The following is a 26,795-nucleotide window of genomic DNA, read 5'->3' on the forward strand; positions in this document are numbered from 1 at the left end:
TACAATTACAGCAACAAACCCCTTGATATAAGTCAAGGGGTTTGTTGTTTTGTTCATTTAGCTTGTAATAGCTAAATTATTTAACTTCAACTGAAGCGCCTGCTTCTTCAAGCTTAGCTTTAACCGCTTCTGCTTCTTCTTTAGCAACTTTTTCTTTCAATGCTTTTGGAGCGTTGTCAACCAATTCTTTTGCTTCTTTCAGGCCAAGACCTGTGATTTCGCGAACTGCTTTGATAACGTTGATTTTGGAAGCACCAGCGCTAGTCAAGATTACGTCGAACTCGGATTGCTCAGCTTCAGCAGAAGCTGCTGCACCTGCAGCAGCTACTGGAGCTGCAGCAGTTACGCCGAATTCTTCTTCGATTGCTTTAACAAGATCGTTCAATTCCAGTACAGTCATGCCTTTGATTGCTTCCAAGATTTGCTCTTTACTCATGAGTGAACCTCCATATATAATATTATTTTTTTATTTCATTTGCCGCCTAAGCAGCATTCAGATCAAGTTGCTTACGCGCCTTGTTCTTCTTTTTCTGCAACTGCTTTAACCGCAAGCGCGAAGTTGCGCACTGGCGCTTGAAGCACGCTGAGGAGCATGGAGAGGAGTCCATCGCGGGATGGAAGTTCTGCCAATGCCTTAACTTCTTCTACTCCGATTACGCGACCTTCTACGACTGCACCTTTCAATTCCAGTGCATCGTTCTTTTTCGCGAAGTCGTTCAGAATTTTAGCTGGAGCCACAACGTCATCTACGCTGAATGCAATTGCAGTAGGACCTGTAAGAACATTTTCAAGTTCTGTCAGTTCTGCTGCTGCAGCTGCACGGCGAAGCAACGAGTTTTTCAGCACTTGGAATTCGATCCCTGCTTCACGAAGTTGCTTACGCAACTCAGTTACTTGGGCAACGTTCAATCCGCGATAGTCAACAACAACAGTTGTAACGCTCTCGCGCAATTTTGCTGTTACTGCATCAACGGATTCTTGTTTTGCTTGAATCACTTTTGCGTTTGCCAATCTGTACACCTCCTGATCAAATTTATCCCATTAAGAAAAGCCTCCGTAGAATCACGAAGGCTTGATATATACTCATCATCGATTTGCATCGTTCTAAGTTCTATAATCACACCTCGGCAGGAAATTAAGCCAAATGGCACCTACTGTCTACGGCAAGCATATTCAAATGTCAACGGTCAGTCACTCGGACTCACAACTTTTATATCTTATCAAAAACAGGACAAGTCTGTCAAGAGATATTATCTAAAAGCTGCTGCGTTCACGCGTGCGCCAGGGCCCATCGTGGAAGAAAGACTAACATTCTTCAGATAAACACCTTTTGCTGCCGCTGGTTTAGCACGATTCAGAGCTTCCATGAGAGCTTTGAAGTTCTCATTAAGTTGCTCAGAAGAGAAAGAAGCTTTACCAATCGGTGCATGAATTTGACCTGCACGATCCAGACGATATTCGATTTTACCGGCTTTAATTTCTTGAACAGCCTTAGTTACATCGAAAGTTACCGTTCCGGCTTTAGGGTTAGGCATCAGACCTTTACCGCCGAGCAGTCGGCCCAATTTACCTACTTCACTCATCATATCTGGTGTCGCTACGCAGACGTCGAATTCGAACCAGCCTTGTTGGATTTTGTTGATCATGTCTGCATCACCAACATAGTCCGCGCCAGCCGCTTCCGCTTCTTTCGCTTTGTCACCTTTTGCAAATACCAATACGCGTTGTGTTTTACCTGTGCCGTGTGGCAAGACAACAACACCACGTACAGCCTGGTCTTGCTTACGAGGGTCTACACCCAAACGAACTGCTGCTTCGATTGTTTCATCGAATTTTGCAGTAGCTGCCTTTTTCACAAGCTCTACAGCTTCTGAAGGCTCGTAAGTTGCTTCGCTGTCAATCAGCTTAGCAGCTTCCAGGTATTTTTTACCGTGTTTAGCCATGTTTTATTCCTCCTTTGTGGTGTTAGCGGATATACCTCCCACATCAACCGGTCGCGAATCGACCGGTTTTACGAAGCCATGTTTCTTATGAAAATTAGTCTTCGATGGTGATACCCATGCTGCGGGCAGTACCTTCGACCATACGCATAGCGGACTCAACGTCTGCTGCATTCAGGTCAGGCATTTTTGTTTCTGCGATTTGACGTACCGCATCACGTTTAACAGTAGCAACTTTTTTCTTGTTCGGTTCGCCTGATCCTTTTTCAACTTTAGCTGCCACTTTCAACAGAACTGCTGCTGGTGGAGTTTTAGTGATGAAAGTAAAGGAACGGTCCTCGAATACAGAAATTTCAACTGGAATAATCAATCCCGCTTGATCAGCTGTACGAGCGTTGAATTCTTTACAGAATGCCATGATGTTGACACCTGCTTGACCCAAAGCTGGACCTACTGGTGGTGCTGGGTTTGCTTTACCTGCTGGAATCTGCAGTTTTACCATTTTAATAACTTTTTTCGCCATGATTGACACCTCCTTGCAAAATAGTGGTTAACGGGTTTTTCAACCCTCCCACAAGAAACTTGAAGAAACTATATCTTCTCCACTTGCGTGTATTCCAACTCAAGCGGTGTTTCCCGTCCAAACATGTTCACGTGCACTTTCAACTTGCTTTTCTCTACCAAAATTTCTTCCACGGAGCCTACGAAATTCGCAAAAGGACCGACTTTAATACGCACGGATTCCTTAATATCGAACTCAATTTTCGGCTTAGGTTCAACCATTCCCATGTGCTTCAGAATTTGTTCCACTTCTTCAGGCAACAATGCAGTTGGTTTGGACCCAGAACCTGTCGAACCGACAAATCCTGTAACCCCTGGTGTGTTGCGAACAACATACCAAGAATCATCCGTCTGTACCATTTCCACCAAGACATAACCGGGGTAAACTTTACGCATAACGGTTTTTTTCTTACCGTCCTTGTTTACCACTTCTTCTTCCATAGGAACAAGAACGCGGAATATCTTGTCTTCCATGCCCATAGACTCTACGCGTTTTTCCAAATTGGCTTTGACCTTGTTCTCATACCCTGAATAGGTATGAACGACGTACCATCTTTTTTCCATATCAAGCCACCGGAACCCTTCTTAAATAATCGCTTCGATCACAAAGGAGATGCCAATGTCAATGACCCAAAAAAACAGCGTCATAACCACAACAGTACCAAGTACGATCAATGTGTAGTTGGTCAGCTCTTTACGATTAGGCCAGCGAACTTTTTTAAGTTCAGCCCAGCTTTCTGAGAAAAAGGAAATCAGAGATTTGAAACTTCGTTTCACGCCGACACCTCCAAAAACTATCTGGTTTCGCGATGAGAAGTCTGCTCGTTACAAAACTTGCAAAATTTCTTCATCTCCATGCGGTCGGGGTGATTACGCTTGTTTTTTGTCGTAGTGTAATTTCTTTGTTTGCAGTTAGTACAAGCCAAAGTAATAATTACCCGCATGATGTACACCTCCCGAAGACTTCCACATTCAAGCAGAGTCTCTAAATTGATCCTGAAAAAAAGCCATAAATTTAGGCCTACCTAAAACACTTTATCACAAGGGTATAACCATGTCAATGAAAGAATAGTCTTTCATTCATTGGGTATTACTTCCGTATAACGTACATTCGTTTCTCATCTCTGTTTTTCTCTTCTCCTGCTTGGACCGAGCGATTACTAGTATAAACATTCTTAGATTTTATAAACTTGAGACACTAAAAAAAGACTCAAACACCGAGCCTTTTCCGTCAACGACAACATGTGTTTAATTATCTCGAACTTCCAGGTACTTTTCAAGTTTGCGCTTGACGCGCTGAAGTGCATTATCAATGGACTTCACATGTCTGTCCAAATCTACTGCAATCTCTTGATAAGATCTCCCGTCCAGATACAACATCAATACTTTACGTTCCAGATCACTCAGAATCTCGGACATTTTATCTTCCAGGCCCACAAACTCTTCCTGATTGATGATAAGTTCTTCCGGATCACTGACCTGGGTTCCACAAATCACATCGAGTAACGTACGATCAGACTCTTCGTCATAAATAGGCTTGTCCAGAGATACATAAGAATTAAGCGGAATATGCTTCTGACGTGTTGCTGTCTTAATCGCCGTGATGATCTGTCTTGTAATACACAGTTCGGCAAAAGCCTTGAACGAAGCCAGTTTGTCCCCTTTGAAATCTCGAATGGATTTGTAGAGGCCAATCATTCCTTCTTGAATAATATCTTCCCGGTCTGCCCCAATCAGAAAATAAGATCTTGCCTTGGCGCGTACAAAGTTACGATATTTGTTAATTAGAAACTCTAACGCTTCGCTTTCGCCTTCACGGAAAGCTTCGACAATGTCTTCGTCACTTTGGTAATCATACTTAGATAACATGATATCTTTGAGGTCGACACTCACAGACAATCCCTCCGGCTGCAACGCAAGGTACCCCGTTACTCTACTCTATGAAATATAGGATCAGTATATATGATGGTACCTCACACCGTCAACCACGCTCTGCCTAAAAAAGAACATCAATAACATAAATGTCAAGAGTTTCAATATTCTAAATTTTGTAAAAACGTGCTGTTATTCCCGGCGCCATCGCTCAAACTCTTTCAATACATCGGGACTTAACTTACCCCCGAGTGTGTTACGCGTGGTCTTCGCCTGATCTTCTTCCAGTCGTTTTTTTAATTCTTTTTCGTTCTGCTCAACTTCAATTAGCAACTCCCTTGCAGATACACGTAGCGCTCCCTGTCCAAAAATGACATGTTGCTCTACCATATCGCTCGTAGCCACATAGATTTGGCGTCTTCGCATGCTTAGTTCCCGAACGAGTCTCTCAATGCATTCGTCTGCCGTCTCTTTTTCCTTTGTAAAATAGATCTGCACTTTGCTCTGAGTAAAGGATTTACCGAGTCCAGGCACGAGGTAGGCGTCAAACACAACAATGACTCGACGGCCGGAGAAAGCCTGGTAGTCTGCAAGACGAAAGAGAAGCCTGTTACGTGCCTCTTCGAGCCCACTTTCCGCCAGTTTGGTTAATTCCGGCCAGTCGCCAATCATGTTGTACCCGTCTACAAGAAGCACATCACGGGAATCAGCCATACCTTCTATTCCTGCGCTTGACGCGAGCGGAGCACTTCGTACATGACAACCCCCGCTGCCACGGAAGCATTCAGGGAATTAATCTGACCTTGCATTGGTAATTTGATAAGCACATCGCATTTCTCACGAATAAGTCGTCCCATCCCCTTGTTCTCATTTCCGATTACCAATGCCACAGGGCCAGTAAAGACTCCATTACCAAAGACACCTTCGTGAGCGGTGACATCTGTCCCTACAACCCATACACCTTCCTCTTTGAGGCGATCGATGGTCTGACCAAGATTACTTACACGAGCCACTGGCACGTACTCCACAGCACCTGCTGATGTTTTGGATACTGTCACGGTTACCGCTGCCGAGCGACGTTTCGGTACAATGACGCCATGCGCACCCGTGCAATCTGCTGTCCGCAAAATAGACCCCAGGTTATGAGGATCTTCAATCTCATCCAGCAGAATCAGGAAAGGATGCTCATTCTTCGCTTTTGCTGCGGCAAGAATGTCTTCTACCTCCACATAAGCGTAAGGTGCTGCTTGAGCAACTACCCCCTGATGCTGAATGCCTGGTACCGTTTGATCCAGCTTACGCTTGTCCACGTGTTGAATGACAATACCTAGTTTTTTAGCTTCCGAGATAATAGGTTGAGTCAGATGTTTCTGTGCTGTATCGGCAATCCATATTTTATTAATGGTCCGGCCTGAACGCAGCGCCTCCGTCACGGAGTGTTTACCGGCGATCCATTCTTCTTCCATCGTTGTTCGATCCTCTCTGTAATGCATTGTTTTGTTGAAATTTCTATTTTTTTGTCGGCGATGGCGATTGTTGTTCCGCGTGCTCAATGCCAAGCCCGATCAGTTCAATCATGCGATCATGATGACCACTGCTATAGAGGTAACCAATGAGACATTCAAAAGCCGTAGCATGTCTGTACTCCAATACATCTGCATTTTTGGGTACACTACCCGACTTGGCATTCCGCCCTTGCCGGACGATATCCCGTTCTTCCTCTGTCAGTTCATCCTCAATCGTTGTAAGTATGCGGCTCTGTGCCTTCGCTGATACCAACCCGGTTGCACTACGGTGCAAATGATTGGGACGCATGTTTGCCTTCGACAACAGATATTGACGAACAGCTACCTCATATACCGCATCACCAATATAGGCCAGTGCAATAGGTGGAATCAACCTCGCAGGTCTGGAAGGAGGATAAGGGAACCACCCTCCCTCTGTGACCTGGTCCTGTTGTTTTGGTGTATTTGGATGTCCTTCGCTCATTTGCGCCGCCATCTCATGCCCTGCGCCGTATCTTCAAGCAGAATGCCACGTGCAGACAATTCATCGCGAATTTCATCCGCTCTTGCCCAGTTTTTGGACTTGCGCGCTTCTACACGCTCTTCAATCAGACGTTCTACTTCCTCATCCAGAAGTTCTGGCTCTGCGTCAGTATAAATGCGCAGTACAGCATTCAATTCACTGAACAACTCGAGGAGTGCGCGAATGTCTGCCGCATTAACCACTTCTTGTTGCAACAGTTGGTTGGCTTCCCCTGCCCACTCAAACATCGCAGTAATTGCATCAGGAGTATTGAAATCATCCTGCATCTTCTCGTGATACTGCTGACGAATTTGGTCGAGTCTTGCCGCAAACTCTGCTGTGATGTCCTGATCAACAGTTACTGCATTCAGACGATGGTTCAGGTTACCTACCGCATTTGCAATCCGGTCCACACTGTTCTGTGCCTGCTCCATCGTATCATCCGTGAAGTTCAATGGATTGCGATAGTGGGTAGACAACATGAAATAACGAATCGCTTCGCGTTTATATTGATTCCGCAAGTCTTTAACCAGAACACCATTACCGAGTGATTTCGACATCTTCTCGTTATCAATCCGGATGAATCCATTATGCATCCAGTAGTTCGCAAGTGGTTTACCTGTTAATACCTCGGATTGGGCGCATTCGCACTCATGGTGCGGGAACTGCAAATCCTGTCCGCCCCCGTGAATGTCCAGTGTATCCCCAAGGTACTCCCTAGCCATGGCGGAGCACTCAATATGCCAGCCTGGTCGACCATCGCCCCAAGGACTGGACCAATAGATCTCACCTGGTTTGGCAGCCTTCCAGAGCACAAAATCTTCGGGATGCTCTTTGCGCTCGTCCACACCCACACGGATTCCAAATTGCAGCTCCTGCAGGTTTTGTTTCGAAAGTTTGCCATATTCGCTGAATTTGCCTGTGCGATAATAGACGTCACCGCCATTTTCATACGCAAATCCTTTTTCAACCAGCTCACGGATAAAATCAATGATCAGCGGCATGTTTTCCGTTACTCTCGGATTGCTGCTTGCCTTGGGAATACCCAATCCCTCAATGTCTTCATAATAGGCAGCTATAAATTTCTCAGCCACGTGAGGAACGTCTGTTCCAAGTTGTTCTGCTTTGCGAATCAACTTATCGTCCACATCCGTGAAGTTCACCACATAGTTCACATCATGTCCTGTCTGTTCCAGGTATCCACGAACTGTGTCGAAAAAGATAACCGGGCGTGCATTCCCGATATGAATGTAGTCATATACCGTTGGTCCGCAGACATACATTTTCACTTTCCCTGGTTCTTGGGGAACAAATTTCTCTTTGGTACGACTCATCGTATTATAAATCTGAAGCGTCATGGTCACTTATCCTTTCATCCTATACTGCCTTTATTTATTGTATCACGTATCACGCACAGTCTCATTTTCACGGGCATTTTGCAGTGTACGTACTTCTTCCTGCAATCGTTCGAGTTCTTTTTGCATACCGCGCAAGGAGTCAACGACCGGATCGGGCAATTGCTGACTGAGGCGATCTACCCGTCGGCCATCCTGTTTAACAATTCTGCCCGGTATACCTACTACGGTACTATTGGAAGGGACCTCCTTAAGCACAACGGAGTTCGCACCAATGTTACATTGATCCCCCACGCTAAATGAACCCAACACCTTGGCTCCGGATGAGATAACCACATTATTACCAATGGTCGGATGTCTCTTCCCTTTTTCTTTCCCTGTTCCGCCCAGGGTAACCCCCTGATAGATAACGACATCATCGCCAATCTCACATGTTTCTCCAATAACGACGCCCATTCCGTGGTCAATAAACAACCGATTTCCGATCGTAGCTCCAGGATGTATCTCGATTCCTGTCATAAAACGGCTAACCTGCGAAATGAACCGGGCAACCGAGAACCATCTTCGCTTGTATAAAAAATGAGCGATCCGGTGTGCCCATATCGCATGCAGCCCTGAGTAGGTGAATACCACCTCAAACCAACCTCGGGCCGCCGGATCGTTTTCAAACACCGCCTGGATATCTGATCTGATCTTCTTGAACATGCTCGTTCCCCTCTTGTTCAGGTTCCCGTCCTCCGGCTTACCGGACGGCGCGTTCCTTGGTAGTGTACTGCACACTCGCCTAAACAAAAAAACGCCCCTGCAGCATTTAGCTGCAGAGGCGTTTATCGCGGTCCCACTCTGCTCGGTCCATTCTTAAATAGAATGAGCCCTCAAGCGGTTTGGTAACGGAAACCAATCGTCACAACCTATCCTAACGTTTTCCCATGTCATGATCGACAAAGGCGGGGCCGGATTCGGCTGTGCAGCTCACGGGCGCATTTCGACTGATGGACAGTGGATGGTTCACAGCCACCGCATCCAAAGAAATCTCTCTTTGCTACGGGACCATCCTCTCTGAATCTGTCCGGGTCAGTCTACTCCTCCCGATCTTTGCTGTTCTATTAGATAAATCATATCAATTATTCGTTGTGTTGTTATTATAGCGAAAAGGCCTCAGACTGACAACAGCCTCCTACGTAATCTATCCATCGTAGGACTGTGTTCAGATTCCAAATAAACGGAATGTCTTCGACTAAGATTATTTTACTTGTGCAAGCAAACGTTCGATCACCGTATCACGACCCAGAAGCACGATCGTTTGGTTCAGATCCCGTCCATGCGTCTGTCCAGTCAAGGCTACACGAATTGGCATAAAGAGCTGTTTGCCCTTAAAGCCGGTTTCTTTCTGTACTTCCTTGATCAATGTAGCCATTTTGCTTGGAGTAAACTCTTCGCTCGCCTGTACTTTATCCGCAAATGCCTTCAGTACAGTTGGCACCTGCTCCTCCGCAAGCACTGCTTCTCCTTCACTTTCAAGCTCCAGATTGGAACGGAAGAATACTTCTGACAATTCGACAATATCGGAGGCAGAATTCATCTGCTCCTGGTACAGGTGTACCAGCGTATAAGCCCATTCTTTTTGTTCAGCAGACAGCTCGGAAGAAATACGTCCAGCCTTTTGCAGATGCGGAATGGCCATTTCGGCAATACGTTCCGGGTCAGCATGTTTGATATAGTGGTTGTTCAAGTGCGCCAGCTTGTGGGTATCAAATACCGCAGGGCTCTTGGACAGACGTTTCGTATCAAAAATGGAGATCAGTTGCTCTTGCGAGAAGATCTCTTCTTCCCCTTCCGGCGACCAGCCGAGTAAGGAAATAAAGTTAAACATCGCTTCAGGCAAATAGCCGAGCTGATCATATTGCTCAATAAACTGGATAACGGACTCATCCCGTTTACTCAGCTTCTTGTGATTTTCATTCACGATCAACGTCATATGACCGAATTGCGGTGGCTCCCAGCCAAGCGCTTCATAGATCATCAGTTGACGCGGCGTGTTCGAGATGTGATCTTCCCCACGCAGGACGTGGGAGATCTTCATCAAGTGATCATCCACAGCAACGGCATAGTTGTATGTGGGAATGCCGTCTTTTTTCACAATGACGAAGTCACCGGATTCCTTGCTGTTGAACGAGATTGTGCCTTTAACCATATCATCAAACGTATATGTGCGCTCTTCCGGCACACGGAAACGAATACTCGCTACGCGGCCTTCCGCTTCAAACGCACTAATTTGCTCTGGAGTCAGGTCACGGTGTTTGCCAGAATAACGCGGTGTTTCTCCACGTGCTGACTGTTCCTCGCGCTCTTGCTCCAATTCTTCTTCCGTGCAGAAGCAACGGTAAGCCAGACCTTTATCCAGCAACTCCTGCGTATATTTACGATAGAGGTCCAGACGTTCCGTTTGACGGTATGGTCCGTATTCTCCGCCCACGTCAATACTTTCGTCCCACTCAATTCCGAGCCATTTCAGGTATTTCAGTTGGCTTTCTTCACCACCGGCAATATTCCGTTTCACGTCCGTATCTTCAATACGAATAATGAATTTACCGTTATTATGTTTGGCATATAAATAGTTAAACAACGCCGTACGGGCATTCCCGATATGCAGGTGTCCCGTTGGACTCGGCGCGTAACGCACACGAATATCCGTGCTCATATGATCCCCTCCGTCACTAATTGATTGATGATATCACACACGTACAAGGCAAACAACGGATTGAGCGGCAATGCCCTCTCCCCGTCCCGGGAATCCCAGTTGCTCTGTCGTTGTTGCTTTCACGTTCACCTGTGTTACATCCGCTTCCAGTGCCTTGGCAATAACCTCAGCCATCTGTGGGATATAAGGAGCCATCTTTGGCTTCTGGGCAATAATCGTTGAATCGATATTCCCTAGCTTATACCCGCGATCCTTCACAAGCTGCCATACATGTTCCAGCAATTTCAGGCTGTCGGCATCTTTGAATTCCGGATCGGTATCCGGGAAGTGCTTGCCAATATCCCCAAGTGCCAGTGCACCCAAAATGGCATCACTGATCGCGTGCAACAGCACGTCTGCGTCCGAGTGACCCAGCAGACCTTTTTCATAAGGAATCGTTACTCCGCCAATAATACACGGGCGTCCCTCTACCAGCTGATGTACATCAAATCCCTGTCCTACACGTATCATCGCTTCTTCTCTCCCCCCAGCAAAAACGCAGCATATTGCAAATCTTCCGGCGTTGTTAATTTGATATTGGTATAATTGCCTTCCACAACCTTGACCGACATTCCCTGACGTTCAGCCAGCATGGCATCATCTGTCCCCAGAAATCCGTCCTGCTCGGCTGATTCGTAGGCGGAGAGCAGGGAAGAAAGACGAAAAGCCTGCGGGGTTTGAATGCTCCACAGACTGCTGCGGTCTGGCGTCGCCGTAACGACTCCTTCCGCATTCACTTGTTTGATCGTATCCTTCACGGGAACCGCCAGTACAGCTGCTCCACCACCGGCTATGGCGGCCGCCATGCATCCCTTGATCTGCTCATGGTTCACAAAAGGACGTACCCCGTCGTGAACGAGAACCCAATCCGTCCCAAGTGCCTCAAGGCCTTTATGGACAGAATGTTGTCTCTCTTTCCCTCCGGGGATAACACGGACACGTGAATCCAGTTGGTATTCTTTTACCCAATCCTGGCAGCGTTCAACATCTGCGGTTCCTGTGACCAGCACCATCTCGCGGATCTCGTCCAGCACAGCAAATACCTCAAGCGTATGTATGAAAACGGGCTTGTCCTGCAGCAACAGAAACTGTTTGCTCTCGGTCGTCCCCATCCGGGTTCCGCGACCTGCTGCCACAATGACAACGCCCCACCCTTTATCCATGCCGCAATCCCTGCCTTGTCTGTCAGTTTATCGTCCAAAGATATACAATATCATTCAACGATACACTACCCATCATACCGCTTTATTGGGCTTTTTCCAACAGTTTCGGCTTGGCAAAAATCATTCGTCCCGCTGAAGTCTGCAACACACTGGTCACCAGCACTTCCATCATCATGCCGATATACTCGCGTCCGCCTTCCACAACGATCATTGTGCCATCATCCAGATAGGCTACACCTTGACCATGCTCCTTGCCATCCTTGATGATCTGCACCATGATCTCCTCACCTGGCAGAACAACCGGCTTAACCGCATTGGCGAGATCATTAATGTTCAGCACAGATACACCCTGGAGTTCACACACTTTGTTCAGGTTGAAGTCATTGGTGACCACTTTGCCCTGAAGCACTTTAGCCAGTTTAACCAGTTTGCTGTCCACCTCGGAGATTTCCTCGAAATCCCCCTCGTAAATCAGGACTTTTACATCAAGTTCCTTCTGGATTTTGTTCAAAATGTCCAGTCCACGCCGCCCTCTATTCCGCTTGAGCAGATCCGATGAATCAGCAATATGCTGTAACTCCTCCAGAACAAATTCCGGAATTACGATCGTGCCTTCAATAAATCCGGTTTTGCATATATCAGCGATACGCCCATCGATAATAACACTGGTATCCAGAATTTTATGTTCTTCCATCCGTCTATCTTCGTCCACCTCGGGATGACCCCATCGTCCAGACATCCAGAAGGCCCCCAGATCGTCTTTCTTCGCCATGGCAAGGGTATAACCGGAATAAGCACTAATCACCGTCAGCGCCACTTGCAGCACTTCTCCTGCCGTCCCCATCCATCCCACAACAGGGTAAAGTAACAAGGCCACGAGCAATCCTGCAACGGTACCTGCAGCACCTGCAGCCAATTCGTTCATAGGTACTTTTGCCAATGAATCAATTCCACTATGCAGCCTGTCTGCCATCAATGTTCCACCAATATTACATACAGCCATAAACATTACAGCTCCCAGCAGCGTCGATATACCAGCTCCCAGTAATCCTGCTGACTGAATCCACTCCGCCATCCATGGGACCGATTTTCCTGCCAGATGATATGCCGTGTAGCCGAACCATGCACCGCACAATCCTGTAAAAGTTAAAATGCCTTTTTTCCACATTAGTCCCTGCACCTCCTTCAATGTATCTTGATCTTTATATCCAGTATGATCCAATTCCTGAATTGCTAATCCCATCTGGAAGAACTTTTTGGAAATGTTGCAATCGTCAGTTGAAAGTAGGTAAATTATTGGCATATAATGAATTCAATTCATATCCCGAGGTGAGTGGCAAAATGAGTACGCTAAGTTTACAGGCTTTCCAGGATCAAGTTTCTGAACTGTTGTTGCGTCATCGCAGCCTGATTGATGTACTGTCCAAAACGGGACAAGCCGGAGCGTCTGTTAACCGTGCCGTGTCCAAAGCCATTACCGAATGCGGCTGCATCGAGCTGCACGCCACCAAGCAGAAATATGCCCCGGAGAGCGATATCGCTCAAACCAAGGGCCTGCTGGAAACGCATGTGGAAGGTGAGTTGTGTGAGAACTGCAGAGAGGTCATCAGCTCTGAGCTAGGGCGGAACCTGTTCTACATGTCGGCTCTCTGCAATCTGCTGGACATTAACATGGAAGAGGTCGTAAATCACGAATCACAGAAGTGTTCAACGTTAGGGATGTTTAATCTGTCGTAAGAAGATATGTATGTCGTCCGTAAGGGTTTCTTTTACCGTAAATAGATCTGAATAAACAAAAAGCACGCATTCTCCAGTTCAGGAGAGTACGTGCTTTCTTTGTATAGTGTCTGTTCCCAAGGCGACTTAACGATCGGAAGGACGGGAAGATTTCTCATCCTTGCGCTTTTTCGCCCGACTACGTGAGGCCGCTGTTCGCACATTATGCTTCATTCCATACAGGGCGTATAACACCAACGGAATAAAGATCAATTTGGATAACTGCTCCGGGAAAATAACGGCTACGGCTATCGCAAATAACACAACCCATGGTGCAATCCAGATTGCCTTTCGTGGCAAACCGACCTTTTTGAAATTGGGATATTTAAGCGAACTCACCATCAGATACGATAACAGCAACGTAGCAATCATCATGCTAACCGGGCCAATATCCTTATTGAACAAGGACAGTGTGGCCAGTACCCCGCCGGCTGCCGGTATCGGCAGACCTGTGAAGTACCCGGGAATTCCCGGACGAACATTAAATCGAGCAAGACGAATGGCTCCACAAATCGGAAAAGCCGCTGTTGCAATCCAGGCGAGGATCGGCATCGAATCTTGAAACGACACCATAAATATGATCAGGGCTGGTGCTGCACCAAAGGAAACCATGTCAGACAAGGAATCCAGTTCCTTACCGAATTCACTTTGGGCATTAAGTGCACGTGCCACTCGGCCATCCAGACCATCTAGCAACATCGCTACAATGACCATAATGGCAGCCAAACTGTAATTTCCATCAATCGCAAGCAAAATTGCCATCATTCCAAGAAACAGATTACCCAGGGTAAAGAGATTCGGAATGAATCTGGTTAGCATCGTTGTTTCACCTCATCCATTTCAAGCCTTTATATAGGCAAACCCTTACATCTGTCTGTCGATAAACATTTGCTCCTGCAAACGTTTGAGGCCTTCCTTAATGGTCCGGGCACGAACTTCACCAATACCGTCCACTTCGTCCAGTTCTTCAATTGTGGCCATAATAACATGAGGCAATTGTTCGAATTGATCCACCAGATTATGGATAATGACATTGGGCAGGCGGGGGATCTTATTTAATACCCGGAATCCACGAGGGGCAACCGAATCCTCAGAAGTAGCCGCTGATGAAGGATAGCCGAGAAGACGGACAATATGGTGTGCATCCAGCAACTCATCGTCCGACAATCTTTTCAGTCCCACGATAATTTCACGGATTTTGTCATCACTGTCGTCACGGGCATAGTCTTTATACAGTAACCAGGCTTCTTCTTCCGTTGTACCCACAAGTTCTTCCATTTGCATGGAAATGAGTCGTCCCTCATTCCCGAGTTCATGAATGTACCGTTGGATTTCCGTTTTGATCCGCATCACCATTTCGGTACGCTGAATCACATTAACCACTTCAGGAATCGTTACTAATTCCTCAAATTCCGAAGCACTCAGATTCGTAAGGGACTGTGTTAATACCGCTTTGTATTTCTCCAGGGTTTGGATCGCTTGATTCGCTTTGGTCAGAATAACCCCGATTTCCTTGAGGGAATAACGAAGTGTTCCCTGATACAAGGTAATGATATTCCGGCGCTGTGATATGGATACGACCAATTTACCCGTTTGCTTTGCTACACGCTCTGCCGTCCGGTGACGAATCCCCGTCTCTGATGAAGAGATCGAAGAGTCCGGGATTAACTGGGTATTGGCGTAAAGAATACGCTTCAAATCCTCGCTAAGAATAATGGCTCCATCCATTTTGGCGAGTTCATACAGATAGTTCGGGGAGAAATCACAGTTAATCGAGAATCCCCCATCCACCACTTCCATTACTTCAGGGCTGTATCCTACAACAAGCAGTGCGCCCGTCTTGGCGCGCAGCACATTTTCCAGACCTTCGCGGAAAGGTGTACCTGGTGCGATCAGCCTTAACAACTCATTCATATTATCCAGTTGGCTCATATCTTTCATCTTGTTATGCCCCCTAATCTAAAGCAACCGCTAGTGCATCTGCCACGGTATTCACACCGATCAGTTGTATCCCGCGAGGATGTTTCCAGCCCTTTAAGCTTTTTTCTGGTAAAATGACTCGTTTGAAGCCCAGCTTTGCGGCTTCCTTCACTCGTTGTTCGGCCCGTGATACGGCTCGAACTTCACCTGTCAGACCGATCTCGCCAAAGATGACGTCGTCCGGCTTGGTCGGTACATCTCTCAAACTGGATGCAATGCTGACGGCAACCGCCAAGTCTACAGCGGGCTCATCCAACCGTACTCCACCAGCCACGTTCAGATACGCATCCTGGGTCTGTAAAAACATCCCCATCCGTTTCTCCAGCACTGCAATGATCAGATTTAATCGATGCAGATCTACCCCTGTTGCCATACGGCGGGGAGAAGGGAAATGGGTGGTTGAGATCAACGCCTGTAATTCCACGAGCAGAGGACGTGTCCCCTCCATACTGGCAACTACCGTTGAACCTGCTACACCCAGTGGACGTTCCGACAAAAAGAGTTCGGACGGATTGCCCACCTCACGAAGTCCATCCTCGCCCATTTCAAAAATACCAATCTCATTGGTGGAACCAAAACGGTTCTTCACCGCACGCAACAGGCGATACGTATGATGCCGTTCTCCTTCAAAATAAAGCACGCAATCCACCATATGTTCTAACATACGTGGACCGGCAATGGCACCTTCTTTGGTAACATGCCCCACAAGAACCGTTGCAATGCCTCTGCCTTTGGCAATCCGCATGAACCTTGACGTACATTCCCTTACCTGTGCAACACTACCAGGCGCACTGGTAACTTCGGGAAGATATACCGTCTGAATGGAGTCGATGACCAGAAAATGCGGCTGGATCTGATCCACCGCTTCCTCTACACGTTCCATATTGGTTTCACACAGTACATACAACTCGGCAGAGAGTGCCCCGAGACGGTCTGCCCGCAATTTGGTTTGCTTTACTGATTCCTCACCGGAAACATATAACACACGCAAACCCGAATGCGTCAAAGCATGAGACGTCTGCAACATCAACGTTGATTTACCAATACCCGGATCTCCGCCCACCAGAACGAGTGAACCCGGAACGATTCCGCCACCCAATACCCGGTTCAACTCTCCGATTCCAGTCTGTACACGCGGTTCCTGACCGCTATCTATATCTATGATAGGAAGCGGTTTATCTTTACTGTCAAACAGAGGAGAATTTCTCCCTTGTGTTTTGACCACCGTCTCTGTTTCTTCCACCATTGAATTCCATGACTGACAACCCGGACACTTACCGTACCACTTGGGGGCTTCATAGCCGCATTCCGTACATTGAAACTTGGTTTTAACTTTGGCCACTTCAGCACTCCTATAATTTAATTTTATAACAGCATTTTGCATTATTCGACGAATTTCACCCAAACTCCCTGACGTGCAGGGTTACTAAAAGTTTACCATTGTTTGAGATTTTTCGTAAAGGATTATCGCAAACTTTACAGATGTTCCTGACATAATCATGTCCGTCTTCTGTCCAAAGTGCAAAAAATCCTCCCCGGCCGAAGCCGAGAAGGATTTGATTAAGGATTATGGATCAATACAAGCTGAAGTTTAACTCCAAAGCTTGCTAAATATTATTTAGTTTCGATTTCCTCATTGGACGGAACAACCACGTCTTTTTTCGTAACAGACAGTGCACCGTTCTCTTCGTCGATGAGCAATGAATCCCCTTTGGTTACGTTACCTGTGAGCAACTCTTCGGACAATTTGTCCTCGATATGCTTCTGGATCGCCCGACGAAGCGGACGCGCACCGTAAGCTGGATCAAAGCCTGACTTAGCAAGGAAAGACTTGGCATTGTCAGTGAGTTCGAAATCTACCTCATGTTCGAGCAGTCGTTTACGAAGTTCTTCACTCATAAGCGTAACAATTTCAGCGATGTGTTTTTCTTCAAGTGAGTGGAACACGATAATTTCATCAATCCGGTTAAGGAACTCTGGACGGAAGCTTTTCTTCAGCTCATCCATCACTTTCCCCTTCATGTTGTCATAATCTGCTCCTGCATCTACAACTGCAGTGAAGCCCAGTGTAGAGTTACGTTTGATCGCTTCGGCACCCACGTTGGATGTTAGAATGATCAGCGTATTGCGGAAGTCAACGACGCGACCTTTGGAATCCGTCAGACGACCATCCTCAAGCACTTGTAACAAGATATTGAATACTTCTGGATGTGCTTTCTCGATTTCATCGAGCAGGACTACGGAATATGGTTTGCGACGAACTTTCTCTGTCAGCTGGCCACCTTCTTCGTACCCAACATATCCTGGAGGCGCTCCGACAAGTCGGGAAGTCGAGTGCTTCTCACCATACTCGGACATATCAATACGGATTACTGCATTTTCATCGCCGAACATCGCTTCAGCCAGAGCACGAGCAAGTTCTGTTTTACCTACCCCTGTAGGGCCGAGGAAAATGAATGAACCCATCGGACGTTTTGGATCTTTAAGTCCCGCACGAGCACGACGAACCGCACGGCTGACAGACTTCACTGCCTCATCCTGACCGATGACACGTTCATGTAGAATAGACTCCAGATTCATCAGACGCTGTGTCTCTTCTTCTTTCAGTTGGTTCACAGGGATTCCAGTCCAGCTGGCTACCACTTGTGCGATATCCTCAGGAGTAACCTCGGAATCGGTGCGACCTTGTTTCTCTTTCCACTGGTTCTTCGTTACATCCAGCTCTTCACGGATTTTTTGTTCCGTATCACGCAGAGCTGCTGCTTTTTCGAACTCCTGACTTTGAACTGCAGCGTCTTTTTCCTTACGGATATCTTCCAGACGGCTTTCCAGTTGTTTCAGGTTTGGTGGGATCGTGTAAGAGTTCAATCTTACTTTGGAACCCGCTTCATCAATCAGGTCAATCGCTTTATCTGGCAGGAAACGGTCTGTAATGTAACGGTCAGACAGTTTAACCGCCTGCACAATTGCTTCGTCCGTAATTTTCACGCGGTGATGCGCCTCATAACGGTCACGCAAGCCGTGCAAGATTTGAATCGCTTCTTCCGGAGAAGGCTGATCTACAGTAATCGGTTGGAAACGACGCTCAAGCGCTGCATCCTTCTCGATGTATTTACGATACTCATCCAGCGTTGTTGCACCAATGCACTGCAATTCTCCACGGGCCAGAGCCGGTTTCAAAATGTTAGAAGCATCGATGGCACCTTCAGCTCCGCCTGCGCCAATCAAGGTATGCAATTCGTCGATAAACAGGACAATGTTACCTGCTTGGCGAATCTCATCCATGATTTTTTTCAGACGATCTTCGAACTCACCACGATATTTGGTTCCAGCGACTACAGAACCCATATCCAGGGTCATTACACGTTTGTCGCGCAATGTTTCCGGAATCTCATTTGCGATGATTTTTTGTGCAAGGCCTTCAGCAATCGCTGTTTTACCTACACCTGGCTCACCGATCAATACCGGGTTGTTCTTCGTACGACGGCTGAGCACCTGGATGACACGTTCAATTTCTTTACTACGTCCAATGACCGGGTCAAGGTTATTCTCTCTGGCGTATGCCGTGAGGTCACGTGCCAGACTGTCCAGCGTTGGTGTGCTGACATTGGCAGGTGTGCCATTATGGCTGGATACAGCTTCACTGCTGCCAAGCAATTGCAGCACTTGTTGACGTGCTTTGTTCAGGCTAATTCCCAGGTTATTGAGCACACGTGCTGCCACACCCTCGCCTTCACGAATCAATCCGAGCAGGATATGCTCTGTGCCTACATAAGTGTGGCCCAATTTACGAGCTTCATCCATAGACAGTTCAATTACTTTTTTCGCACGTGGCGTATATGCAATGTTGGTAGGTTGCTCTTGGCCACGGCCAATTAGCGTTTCTACTTCATCCTGAATTTTTTCCAATCCGAGTCCCAGGCCGATCAGTGCTTTGGCTGCGATGCCTTCGCCTTCACGAATGAGGCCGAGCAAAATATGCTCAGTACCGATGTTATTATGACCGAGACGGACAGCTTCTTCCTGCGCGAGTGCGAGCACCTTTTGGGCCCGTTCCGTAAATCTTCCAAACATCATATCTCCTGCACCTCCATGGTTTTGGATAAAACGAGGGTCATATAATGAAATAACCGTCGTATTCTTCATATCATTTTTGTTTGCAGCCATGCTGCGAATAAAGTCATTCGGCATTTGTACATGCCTTATTATATAAAAGCCGCAATGCGGCATGAAACCATAATTCAATACTATATCAGGCTAAACTAGGACTTCTTCGCTGCATTGATCGTATCACGAATCAACTGAGCACGGTATATGTCACGCTCATCTGTGCGCATATCTTCCCCGAATGTTTTCTGCAAAAATCCCGGCTGTGTCATCACATTCAATTCATTCATTACCGTGATGGACAGTCCATCCAACAATCCGAGATCCACGCCAAGGCGTACATCCGATAAGCGCTGTGCAGCTTCCTTGGAATCAACAATAGCTGCATGAGACAATATGCCATAAGAACGCATGACACGATCCGTAATCCGCAGTCTGGAGTCGGTAATTAACCGTTCTCTGGCTGTACGTTCATGACCAATCATCTGTAACACAACACCATGCAGGTTCTCGATGACTTCCTGTTCTGTCTGTCCCAAAGTAATCTGGTTCGAGATCTGGAACAGGTTACCCATCGCCTCGCTACCTTCACCGTATATTCCTCTCACCGTCAATCCCACTTGGGAAACTGCGGTTAGAATACGGCCAATCTGCTGTGTCATCACCAGGGCAGGCAAGTGCATCATAACCGATGCTCTTACACCTGTACCTACATTAGTAGGACAGCTGGTTAAGTATCCTCTGCGATCATCAAAAGCATAATCCACGTGCGCTTCAAAAGCATCATCTATTGCGGAAGCTTTCTCCCAGGCTTCTTTCACCTGGAACCCCGGATAGAGGCACTGGATACGAAGATGATCCTCTTCGTTAATCATAATACTGACTGACTCATCCTCACTGAGAATAACCGCACCATTCCTGGATTCATTCGCAAGACTTGGACTGATGAGATGTTTCTCCACCAGCACCCGTTTGTCGAGTTCGTCAATATCGATCAGATCCAACGTATGAAAATCCCCAAAGGCATGAACGTCATCGTATTGAAGTACTTCGCTCAGCTTATTCAGCACCTCTTCCGATTGCTCATTGGAAGCCAGCATCGGAAACGGAACATGCTGAAGGTTGCGTGCAATCCGGACACGGCTGCTAATGACAATTTCGGAATCAGCCGCATCACTGCGCATCCAGTCGCTGAGCGCCTTCTCTGTAAAGCGCAGATTAGGCATTACGCATCCCTCCTACTCATGACAAACTTTACTCCTGAGCTATTCCTTTTTCAAGTCCTCTGATCTGGTCACGGATCTGGGCCGCCTCTTCAAATTCCTCTTGCGCGATGCTCTCCTGGAGCTCACGCTTGAGATCAGCGATTTGCCGTTTCACCTTGATGCGACCACCAGCTCGTGCAGGCACTTTGCCTACATGGGACGTATTACCATGAACCCGCTTGAACAAAGGATCCAGACGACTGTCAAAATATTTATAACATGAACTGCAGCCGAACCGGCCTATCTTACTAAATTGTGCGTACGTCATACCACACTCTTCACATTGAAGAGCTTTTGCAGGCGGTGTTCCTGCCGATCCACTTTTGCCGGCTGGATCAAAATCAAGCAATCCGGACAACAAGTTGTGAATGGAAAACCCGCCTGCTGTTCCAGGGATCATTTCCCCTTTTTCACGGGCACATGACTCACAAATATGGAATTCCGTCTTCTCTCCATTTACGATCTTCGTAAAATGAAGTGTCGCCGGACGTTTATTGCATTCTTGGCACAGCATATTGATGTACCTCCTTTGACCCCGATAGTTTTCATTTACCGAGCAAAGATATTAACATCGCCTTCAACATTCTGGCACGAATTTGATCCCGGTAAGGAAGTTTGACCAATATAACCTCTCTAGATACAGCAGCTCGCATCAACCCGGCTTCCCGCTTGTTCAAGAAGCGCGCTTCTTCCAATTGATAGATCAGACCTTCGGCAGCTGTCTGCCCGATCTCTTCACCAATACTATGGTGCAAATGATTATGCAGAGCTGATTGGGCCGGTAATTCAATGCGCTGTATGCGAACATAACCACCACCGCCGCGTTTACTCTCTACCAGGTATCCCTTCTCGAGTGTAAAACGTGTGCTGATGACATAATTGATCTGGGAAGGTACACATGAGAATTGATCTGCCAGATCATTACGCTGAATTTCAACCATTCCTTCGGGACTTTCATGCAAAATACTCTTCAGATATCGTTCGATAATATCAGAGATATTACGCATCCAATCATCCTCCACTGTCTGAAACGTTAAGTCAATAAGGACCCACACGCCCCCACAGAGTACACCTTCTCTACCCATTTAACCAATCAGGGAAACAGCGAATCTTGCTTCCAATGGTGTCAACAGGAGAGCGAAGGAAGCACGAAGGTCCTTTAATATTCCCTTGATCCTCCGATGAAATGAATCCCGTATATTGGCGATCATGCATCAGATTGTAGAAAGAAAGCTACTTAAGTATTAAACCTTTAGTTGACTTTGACTTTCTTTGACTTTATAACCATTATAGCATATTTTGTGGTTTTGCCAAGTGGGGTCACTATTCATTTTTTACGATTTTACACGAAATATTCCCCGGACACAAAAAAACCTCCCCAAAATTGCTGGAGAAGTCCATTTGTCTTTCAATCACGCCGTATTTCTATATAAGCTAATAAGTTAAATGGAGCAGTGGGAATAGTCATCAGAAGAAATCGAGCAAATAGGTTTCCCGTTCAGGAATCGCTTGTTCCAAAGCCTTGATTGCTGTGTTCGGTCCGTGAATTCTTCCGATTCGTGCCATTTCCGTTGGTCTGCGATATCCCATCAGCACCGCGGTAAGGGATTGAATATCCACCTTAATGATCTGATCATCAGTAATTGGCTCCGTTGTTTTCCATATGGACGCTGTTCCGTTCATTGCCACGTTTAATTGCCATACCCCTTCATTCCATGGAGCGTGGGCATCTTCTACCTGAAGTACAATCTGAACCGGTGAGTCCTGGCTTGCAAATGGATACTGGGATATAAACTGCTCTACACTAACGATACGCGCCATAAAATAAGGTACAATCTCCTGCTGAATCCGTGGGTTATCCAATTGGAAGGCAAGCGTATCACTGGCAGGCGCCTGCAACGTAACTTCCTGGATCATGGAATCATGGTTAGCAATAAAGGTCCACAGCCCTTGCCTAGCCTCTTCATTCAGATAGATGATCTCTTTAATGGTAAATTTATTTTCCTTAACCTCATATAAAAGATAACCTTGTGCTGCATCAGCTTCATCGTAATATACAGCCTTCTGGCTGGTCCCATTAACAAGAACTGAATTCTCCCACCTTGCATCATCCCGAACCAGAGTTCCGTTATAACGCTCAGCATAAGCACTGTATACTTCCTTTAATATGCTGAGGCCCGGATCCCCACGCCGAATTGTTCCAGGTGTCGCTTTTTTCTGAGGCAAATGAGCTGTAGGTACTTTATAACGTTTAAATTCAACATACGTCTCCCATCCATACTTCCGATAGAAACCAAAAGAGAATGGATGCAAGAATGATATGCTCTGTTTGTTACGATTCATTTCTTCCAACGCATGCTTCAGCAGACCCGCTACCCAGCCTTTGCGTCTATACTCTGGCCAGGTGGCAACACCCGCAATACCGCCCATCTCGAACGATCTGCCATGAATATAGGTTTGAAAAGGAATGATGTGAAGTTTGGCTCCTAGCTGCCCGTCCTCATATACACCCCATATATCCTGTGACGAAAATTGACTCCGCCGTTTTTCTTTCTGTTCTTCACTCATTACTACTTGAAAAGCATATTCGGAGAGTGCCATCGCCGGTTCAAAATCATCTACCGTCAATTTCTGAATTTCCATGTTGTCCTACACCCCATTCGCTAGAGTTATATCAATCCAAATCATGGCCTGATATCTGATATATGTACCCCTTAGAGTGTGTCAGAGGATTCTTACAAAGTCAAATAAGAGATGCTTCCGCATCCCCTAAAATAAACAAATAAAAACCACCACCGAATAACATCGGCAGTGGTTCTTCGCTTGGCGGCGTCCTACTCTCCCAGGACCCTGCGGTCCAAGTACCATCGGCGCTAGAGGGCTTAACGGTCGTGTTCGGGATGGGTACGTGTGGAACCCCTCCGCCATCGCCACCAAACGCGATTTGTCGAAGCATAGCTTCTTAAAATCAGATATGGAACTGAAAATCATACACACGTTCTGTGATGTACCAATTTTCATTTCAGAGATCGTTCTCTGAAAACTAGATTCGAAACGAAACATGCGAATTATCACTTGCTATTGGATAAGCCCTCGACCGATTAGTACTGGTCAGCTCCATGCATTGCTGCACTTCCACCCCCAGCCTATCTACCTCGTCGTCTTCAAGGGGTCTTACATACTGGGAAATCTCATCTTGAGGGGGGCTTCACGCTTAGATGCTTTCAGCGTTTATCCCGTCCGTACATAGCTACCCAGCGGTGCTCCTGGCGGAACAACTGGTACACCAGCGGTACGTCCATCCCGGTCCTCTCGTACTAAGGACAGCTCCTCTCAAATTTCCTACGCCCACGACAGATAGGGACCGAACTGTCTCACGACGTTCTGAACCCAGCTCGCGTACCGCTTTAATGGGCGAACAGCCCAACCCTTGGGACCTACTTCAGCCCCAGGATGCGATGAGCCGACATCGAGGTGCCAAACCTCCCCGTCGATGTGGACTCTTGGGGGAGATAAGCCTGTTATCCCCAGGGTAGCTTTTATCCGTTGAGCGATGGCCCTTCCATGCGGTACCACCGGATCACTAAGCCCGACTTTCGTCCCTGCTCGACTTGTAGGTCTCGCAGTCAAGCTCCCTTATGCCTTTGCACTCTTCGAATGATTTCCAACCATTCTGAGGGAACCTTTGGGCGCCTCCGTTACTCTTTAGGAGGCGACCGCCCCAGTCAAACTGCCCACCTGACACTGTCCCCGCACCGGATTACGGTACCAGGTTAGAACCTAGATACGATCAGGGTGGTATCCCAACGTTGCCTCCACACAAGCTGGCGCTCATGCTTCAAAGGCTCCCACCTATCCTGTACAGATCGTACCCAAATTCAATATCAAGCTGCAGTAAAGCTCCATGGGGTCTTTCCGTCTTGTCGCGGGTAACCTGCATCTTCACAGGTATTAAAATTTCACCGGATCTCTCGTTGAGACAGCGCCCAAGTCGTTACGCCATTCGTGCGGGTCAGAATTTACCTGACAAGGAATTTCGCTACCTTAGGACCGTTATAGTTACGGCCGCCGTTTACTGGGGCTTCGGTTCACAGCTTCGGATTGCTCCTAACCACTCCCCTTAACCTTCCAGCACCGGGCAGGCGTCAGCCCGTATACTTCGCCTTACGGCTTCGCACAGACCTGTGTTTTTGCTAAACAGTCGCTTGGGCCTTTTCACTGCGGCCCCCTCGTGCTATTCACACTACCGGGGCACCCCTTCTCCCGAAGTTACGGGGTCATTTTGCCGAGTTCCTTAACGAGAGTTCTTCCGCGCGCCTTAGAATACTCTTCTCGCCTACCTGTGTCGGTTTGCGGTACGGGCACCATCACCTGGCTAGAGGCTTTTCTTGGCAGTGTGAGATCATGACCTTCGCTACTATAATTTTCGCTCCCCATCACAGCTCAGCCTTACAATGTGCGGATTTGCCTACACATCAGCCTTACTGCTTAGACGGACATCCATCAGTCCGCGTCACTACCCTACTGCGTCCCCCCATTGCTCATAACGGCTTACGGTGGTACAGGAATTTCGACCTGTTGTCCTTCGACTACGCCTTTCGGCCTCGCCTTAGGTCCCGACTTACCCTGAGCGGACGAGCCTTCCTCAGGAACCCTTAGGCTTTCGGCGGATCAGATTCTCACTGATCTTTTCGTTACTCATACCGGCATTCTCACTTGTATAATGTCCAGCGCTCCTTACGGTACACCTTCAACCCTTATACAACGCTCCCCTACCCCTGATGCAAAGCATCAAGCCATAGCTTCGGTGGTGTGTTTAGCCCCGTTACATTTTCGGCGCAGAGTCACTCGACCAGTGAGCTATTACGCACTCTTTCAATGATGGCTGCTTCTAAGCCAACATCCTGGTTGTCTGTGCAACTCCACATCCTTTCCCACTTAACACACACTTGGGGACCTTAGCTGATGGTCTGGGCTGTTTCCCTTTTGACAATGGATCTTAGCACTCACTGTCTGACTCCCGGAAGTAAGTCTATGGCATTCGGAGTTTGACTGAGCTTGGTAACCCTTGCGGGCCCCGCACCCAATCAGTGCTCTACCTCCACGACTCTGTTTTCCGAGGCTAGCCCTAAAGCTATTTCGGGGAGAACCAGCTATCTCCGAGTTCGATTGGAATTTCTCCGCTACCCCCACCTCATCCCCGCATTTTTCAACATGCGTGGGTTCGGGCCTCCAGTGCGTGTTACCGCACCTTCACCCTGGACAGGGGTAGATCACCCGGTTTCGGGTCTACGTCCACGTACTAATTCGCCCTATTCAGACTCGCTTTCGCTGCGGCTCCGGCTCTTCACCTTAACCTTGCACGGGAACGTAACTCGCCGGTTCATTCTACAAAAGGCACGCCATCACCCCTAAAACGGGCTCTGACTTTTTGTAAGCACACGGTTTCAGGTTCTATTTCACTCCCCTTCCGGGGTGCTTTTCACCTTTCCCTCACGGTACTGCTTCACTATCGGTCGCTAGGAAGTATTTAGCCTTGGCAGATGGTCCTGCCGGATTCATACGGGGTTTCACGTGCCCCGCACTACTCGGGATCCGTCTCGGAGGGAACAGACTTTCAACTACAGGGCTTTTACCTTCTTTGGCGGGCCTTTCCAGACCTCTTCGCTTAACCGGTTCCTTTGTAACTCCATGTGAGACGTCCCACAACCCCAAAGAGCAAGCTCTCTGGTTTGGGCTTCTCCGCGTTCGCTCGCCGCTACTGACGGAATCACTATTGTTTTCTCTTCCTCAGGGTACTTAGATGTTTCAGTTCCCCTGGTATGCCTCTGCATAACCTATGTATTCAGTTATGAGTAACTGGAAATTACCCCAGCTGGGTTTCCCCATTCGGACACCCCCGGATCAAAGCTTGCTTACAGCTCCCCGAGGCAGTTTCGTTGTTCGCCACGTCCTTCATCGGCTCCTAGCGCCTAGGCATCCTCCGTGTGCTCTTAGTAGCTTAACCA

26 protein-coding genes, 2 rRNA genes and 1 other annotated feature are annotated in these 26,795 nt (G+C 47.4%); of the genes, 1 reads left to right on the plus strand and 27 read right to left on the minus strand.

Going from position 1 to position 26,795, the window contains the following annotated elements; all coding sequences use genetic code 11:
- Window positions 1-76 precede the first annotated feature (76 nt).
- The 17 genes from rplL to MHI52_RS27745 all read right to left on the minus strand — a co-directional run bounded on the left by rplL (window position 77) and on the right by MHI52_RS27745 (window position 12,827).
- Window positions 77-436 carry a 50S ribosomal protein L7/L12 gene (gene rplL, locus MHI52_RS27665; protein WP_339191212.1) on the minus strand — a complete coding sequence of 120 codons (360 nt, stop codon included), beginning with the start codon at window positions 434-436 and terminating at the stop codon, window positions 77-79.
- 71 nt (window positions 437-507) lie between these two features.
- The gene (gene rplJ / locus MHI52_RS27670; protein WP_047841127.1) at window positions 508-1,011 is read right to left on the minus strand and encodes a 50S ribosomal protein L10; all 504 of its coding nucleotides are present in this window, start codon (window positions 1,009-1,011) and stop codon (window positions 508-510) included.
- Window positions 1,012-1,034: 23 nt separating this feature from the next.
- Window positions 1,035-1,182 (minus strand) — a sequence feature (ribosomal protein L10 leader region).
- Window positions 1,183-1,250: 68 nt separating this feature from the next.
- Complete coding sequence (gene rplA / locus MHI52_RS27675) at window positions 1,251-1,943, minus strand: 50S ribosomal protein L1 (RefSeq protein WP_017692063.1); 693 nt, start codon at window positions 1,941-1,943, stop codon at window positions 1,251-1,253.
- A 94-nt stretch (window positions 1,944-2,037) separates the two neighbouring features.
- A complete protein-coding gene (gene rplK, locus MHI52_RS27680; RefSeq protein ID WP_017692062.1) occupies window positions 2,038-2,463 on the minus strand; it encodes a 50S ribosomal protein L11 in 426 nt (141 codons plus the stop codon).
- A 68-nt stretch (window positions 2,464-2,531) separates the two neighbouring features.
- Entirely contained in the window at window positions 2,532-3,065 is a 534-nt protein-coding gene (gene nusG / locus MHI52_RS27685) for a transcription termination/antitermination protein NusG (protein WP_036607165.1), read from the minus strand.
- A gap of 21 nt (window positions 3,066-3,086) precedes the next feature.
- Entirely contained in the window at window positions 3,087-3,278 is a 192-nt protein-coding gene (secE, locus tag MHI52_RS27690; protein ID WP_017692060.1) for a preprotein translocase subunit SecE, read from the minus strand.
- Window positions 3,279-3,295: 17 nt separating this feature from the next.
- Entirely contained in the window at window positions 3,296-3,445 is a 150-nt protein-coding gene (rpmG, locus tag MHI52_RS27695; RefSeq protein ID WP_072735843.1) for a 50S ribosomal protein L33, read from the minus strand.
- A 304-nt stretch (window positions 3,446-3,749) separates the two neighbouring features.
- Window positions 3,750-4,394, minus strand: a complete 645-nt coding sequence (gene sigH, locus MHI52_RS27700; RefSeq protein WP_017692059.1) for an RNA polymerase sporulation sigma factor SigH — start codon at window positions 4,392-4,394, stop codon at window positions 3,750-3,752.
- 171 nt (window positions 4,395-4,565) lie between these two features.
- Window positions 4,566-5,087: an NYN domain-containing protein gene (locus tag MHI52_RS27705; protein WP_036607162.1), complete on the minus strand. Its 522-nt coding sequence runs from the start codon at window positions 5,085-5,087 to the stop codon at window positions 4,566-4,568.
- 5 nt (window positions 5,088-5,092) lie between these two features.
- Window positions 5,093-5,839 (minus strand): 23S rRNA (guanosine(2251)-2'-O)-methyltransferase RlmB, encoded by a 747-nt coding sequence (gene rlmB / locus MHI52_RS27710; RefSeq protein WP_017692057.1) that lies wholly within the window; start codon window positions 5,837-5,839, stop codon window positions 5,093-5,095.
- Between the two features lie 43 nt (window positions 5,840-5,882).
- A complete protein-coding gene (locus tag MHI52_RS27715) occupies window positions 5,883-6,362 on the minus strand; it encodes a Mini-ribonuclease 3 (RefSeq protein ID WP_076254727.1) in 480 nt (159 codons plus the stop codon).
- Entirely contained in the window at window positions 6,359-7,759 is a 1,401-nt protein-coding gene (gene cysS, locus MHI52_RS27720; protein WP_017692055.1) for a cysteine--tRNA ligase, read from the minus strand. The genes MHI52_RS27715 and cysS overlap by 4 nt, the downstream gene beginning before the upstream one ends.
- 42 nt (window positions 7,760-7,801) lie before the next feature.
- Window positions 7,802-8,461, minus strand: a complete 660-nt coding sequence (cysE, locus tag MHI52_RS27725; RefSeq protein ID WP_036607155.1) for a serine O-acetyltransferase — start codon at window positions 8,459-8,461, stop codon at window positions 7,802-7,804.
- A gap of 538 nt (window positions 8,462-8,999) precedes the next feature.
- Window positions 9,000-10,457 carry a glutamate--tRNA ligase gene (gltX, locus tag MHI52_RS27730; RefSeq protein ID WP_127551267.1) on the minus strand — a complete coding sequence of 486 codons (1,458 nt, stop codon included), beginning with the start codon at window positions 10,455-10,457 and terminating at the stop codon, window positions 9,000-9,002.
- 33 nt (window positions 10,458-10,490) lie between these two features.
- Window positions 10,491-10,967, minus strand: coding sequence for a 2-C-methyl-D-erythritol 2,4-cyclodiphosphate synthase (gene ispF / locus MHI52_RS27735; RefSeq protein WP_017692052.1), 477 nt, complete (start codon window positions 10,965-10,967; stop codon window positions 10,491-10,493).
- Window positions 10,964-11,659, minus strand: a complete 696-nt coding sequence (ispD, locus tag MHI52_RS27740; RefSeq protein ID WP_405157998.1) for a 2-C-methyl-D-erythritol 4-phosphate cytidylyltransferase — start codon at window positions 11,657-11,659, stop codon at window positions 10,964-10,966. Before ispD ends, ispF begins: the two co-directional genes overlap by 4 nt.
- An 82-nt stretch (window positions 11,660-11,741) precedes the next feature.
- The gene (locus tag MHI52_RS27745; protein WP_047841132.1) at window positions 11,742-12,827 is read right to left on the minus strand and encodes a PIN/TRAM domain-containing protein; all 1,086 of its coding nucleotides are present in this window, start codon (window positions 12,825-12,827) and stop codon (window positions 11,742-11,744) included.
- A 173-nt stretch (window positions 12,828-13,000) separates the two neighbouring features.
- Here MHI52_RS27745 and MHI52_RS27750 point away from each other — a divergent pair, with 173 nt between their 5' ends.
- The gene (locus tag MHI52_RS27750; protein WP_017692049.1) at window positions 13,001-13,396 is read left to right on the plus strand and encodes a hypothetical protein; all 396 of its coding nucleotides are present in this window, start codon (window positions 13,001-13,003) and stop codon (window positions 13,394-13,396) included.
- Window positions 13,397-13,522: 126 nt separating this feature from the next.
- On the opposite strand, the gene pssA is transcribed toward MHI52_RS27750, so the two are convergent.
- The 10 genes from pssA to MHI52_RS27800 all read right to left on the minus strand — a co-directional run bounded on the left by pssA (window position 13,523) and on the right by MHI52_RS27800 (window position 26,794).
- Window positions 13,523-14,254, minus strand: coding sequence for a CDP-diacylglycerol--serine O-phosphatidyltransferase (gene pssA, locus MHI52_RS27755; protein ID WP_017692048.1), 732 nt, complete (start codon window positions 14,252-14,254; stop codon window positions 13,523-13,525).
- A gap of 45 nt (window positions 14,255-14,299) precedes the next feature.
- Window positions 14,300-15,376, minus strand: coding sequence for a DNA integrity scanning diadenylate cyclase DisA (gene disA / locus MHI52_RS27760; protein ID WP_036607144.1), 1,077 nt, complete (start codon window positions 15,374-15,376; stop codon window positions 14,300-14,302).
- 13 nt (window positions 15,377-15,389) lie between these two features.
- Window positions 15,390-16,757, minus strand: a complete 1,368-nt coding sequence (radA, locus tag MHI52_RS27765; protein WP_036671578.1) for a DNA repair protein RadA — start codon at window positions 16,755-16,757, stop codon at window positions 15,390-15,392.
- 272 nt (window positions 16,758-17,029) lie between these two features.
- Window positions 17,030-19,492 carry an ATP-dependent Clp protease ATP-binding subunit gene (locus MHI52_RS27770; protein ID WP_036607223.1) on the minus strand — a complete coding sequence of 821 codons (2,463 nt, stop codon included), beginning with the start codon at window positions 19,490-19,492 and terminating at the stop codon, window positions 17,030-17,032.
- Window positions 19,493-19,677: 185 nt separating this feature from the next.
- Window positions 19,678-20,748 carry a protein arginine kinase gene (locus MHI52_RS27775; RefSeq protein ID WP_405157999.1) on the minus strand — a complete coding sequence of 357 codons (1,071 nt, stop codon included), beginning with the start codon at window positions 20,746-20,748 and terminating at the stop codon, window positions 19,678-19,680.
- 28 nt (window positions 20,749-20,776) lie between these two features.
- Window positions 20,777-21,301 carry a UvrB/UvrC motif-containing protein gene (locus MHI52_RS27780; protein ID WP_036607138.1) on the minus strand — a complete coding sequence of 175 codons (525 nt, stop codon included), beginning with the start codon at window positions 21,299-21,301 and terminating at the stop codon, window positions 20,777-20,779.
- Window positions 21,302-21,332: 31 nt separating this feature from the next.
- Window positions 21,333-21,794 (minus strand): CtsR family transcriptional regulator, encoded by a 462-nt coding sequence (locus MHI52_RS27785; protein WP_036671579.1) that lies wholly within the window; start codon window positions 21,792-21,794, stop codon window positions 21,333-21,335.
- A gap of 460 nt (window positions 21,795-22,254) precedes the next feature.
- Window positions 22,255-23,430, minus strand: coding sequence for an enhanced intracellular survival protein Eis (gene eis / locus MHI52_RS27790; protein ID WP_405158000.1), 1,176 nt, complete (start codon window positions 23,428-23,430; stop codon window positions 22,255-22,257).
- 178 nt (window positions 23,431-23,608) lie between these two features.
- A 5S ribosomal RNA gene (gene rrf, locus MHI52_RS27795) occupies window positions 23,609-23,725 on the minus strand.
- Between the two features lie 143 nt (window positions 23,726-23,868).
- Window positions 23,869-26,794: ribosomal RNA gene (locus MHI52_RS27800) — 23S ribosomal RNA — on the minus strand.
- Window position 26,795 lies beyond the last annotated feature (1 nt).

The organism is Paenibacillus sp. FSL H8-0283 (assembly GCF_045040675.1).
Lineage (GTDB): Bacteria > Bacillota > Bacilli > Paenibacillales > Paenibacillaceae > Paenibacillus > Paenibacillus amylolyticus.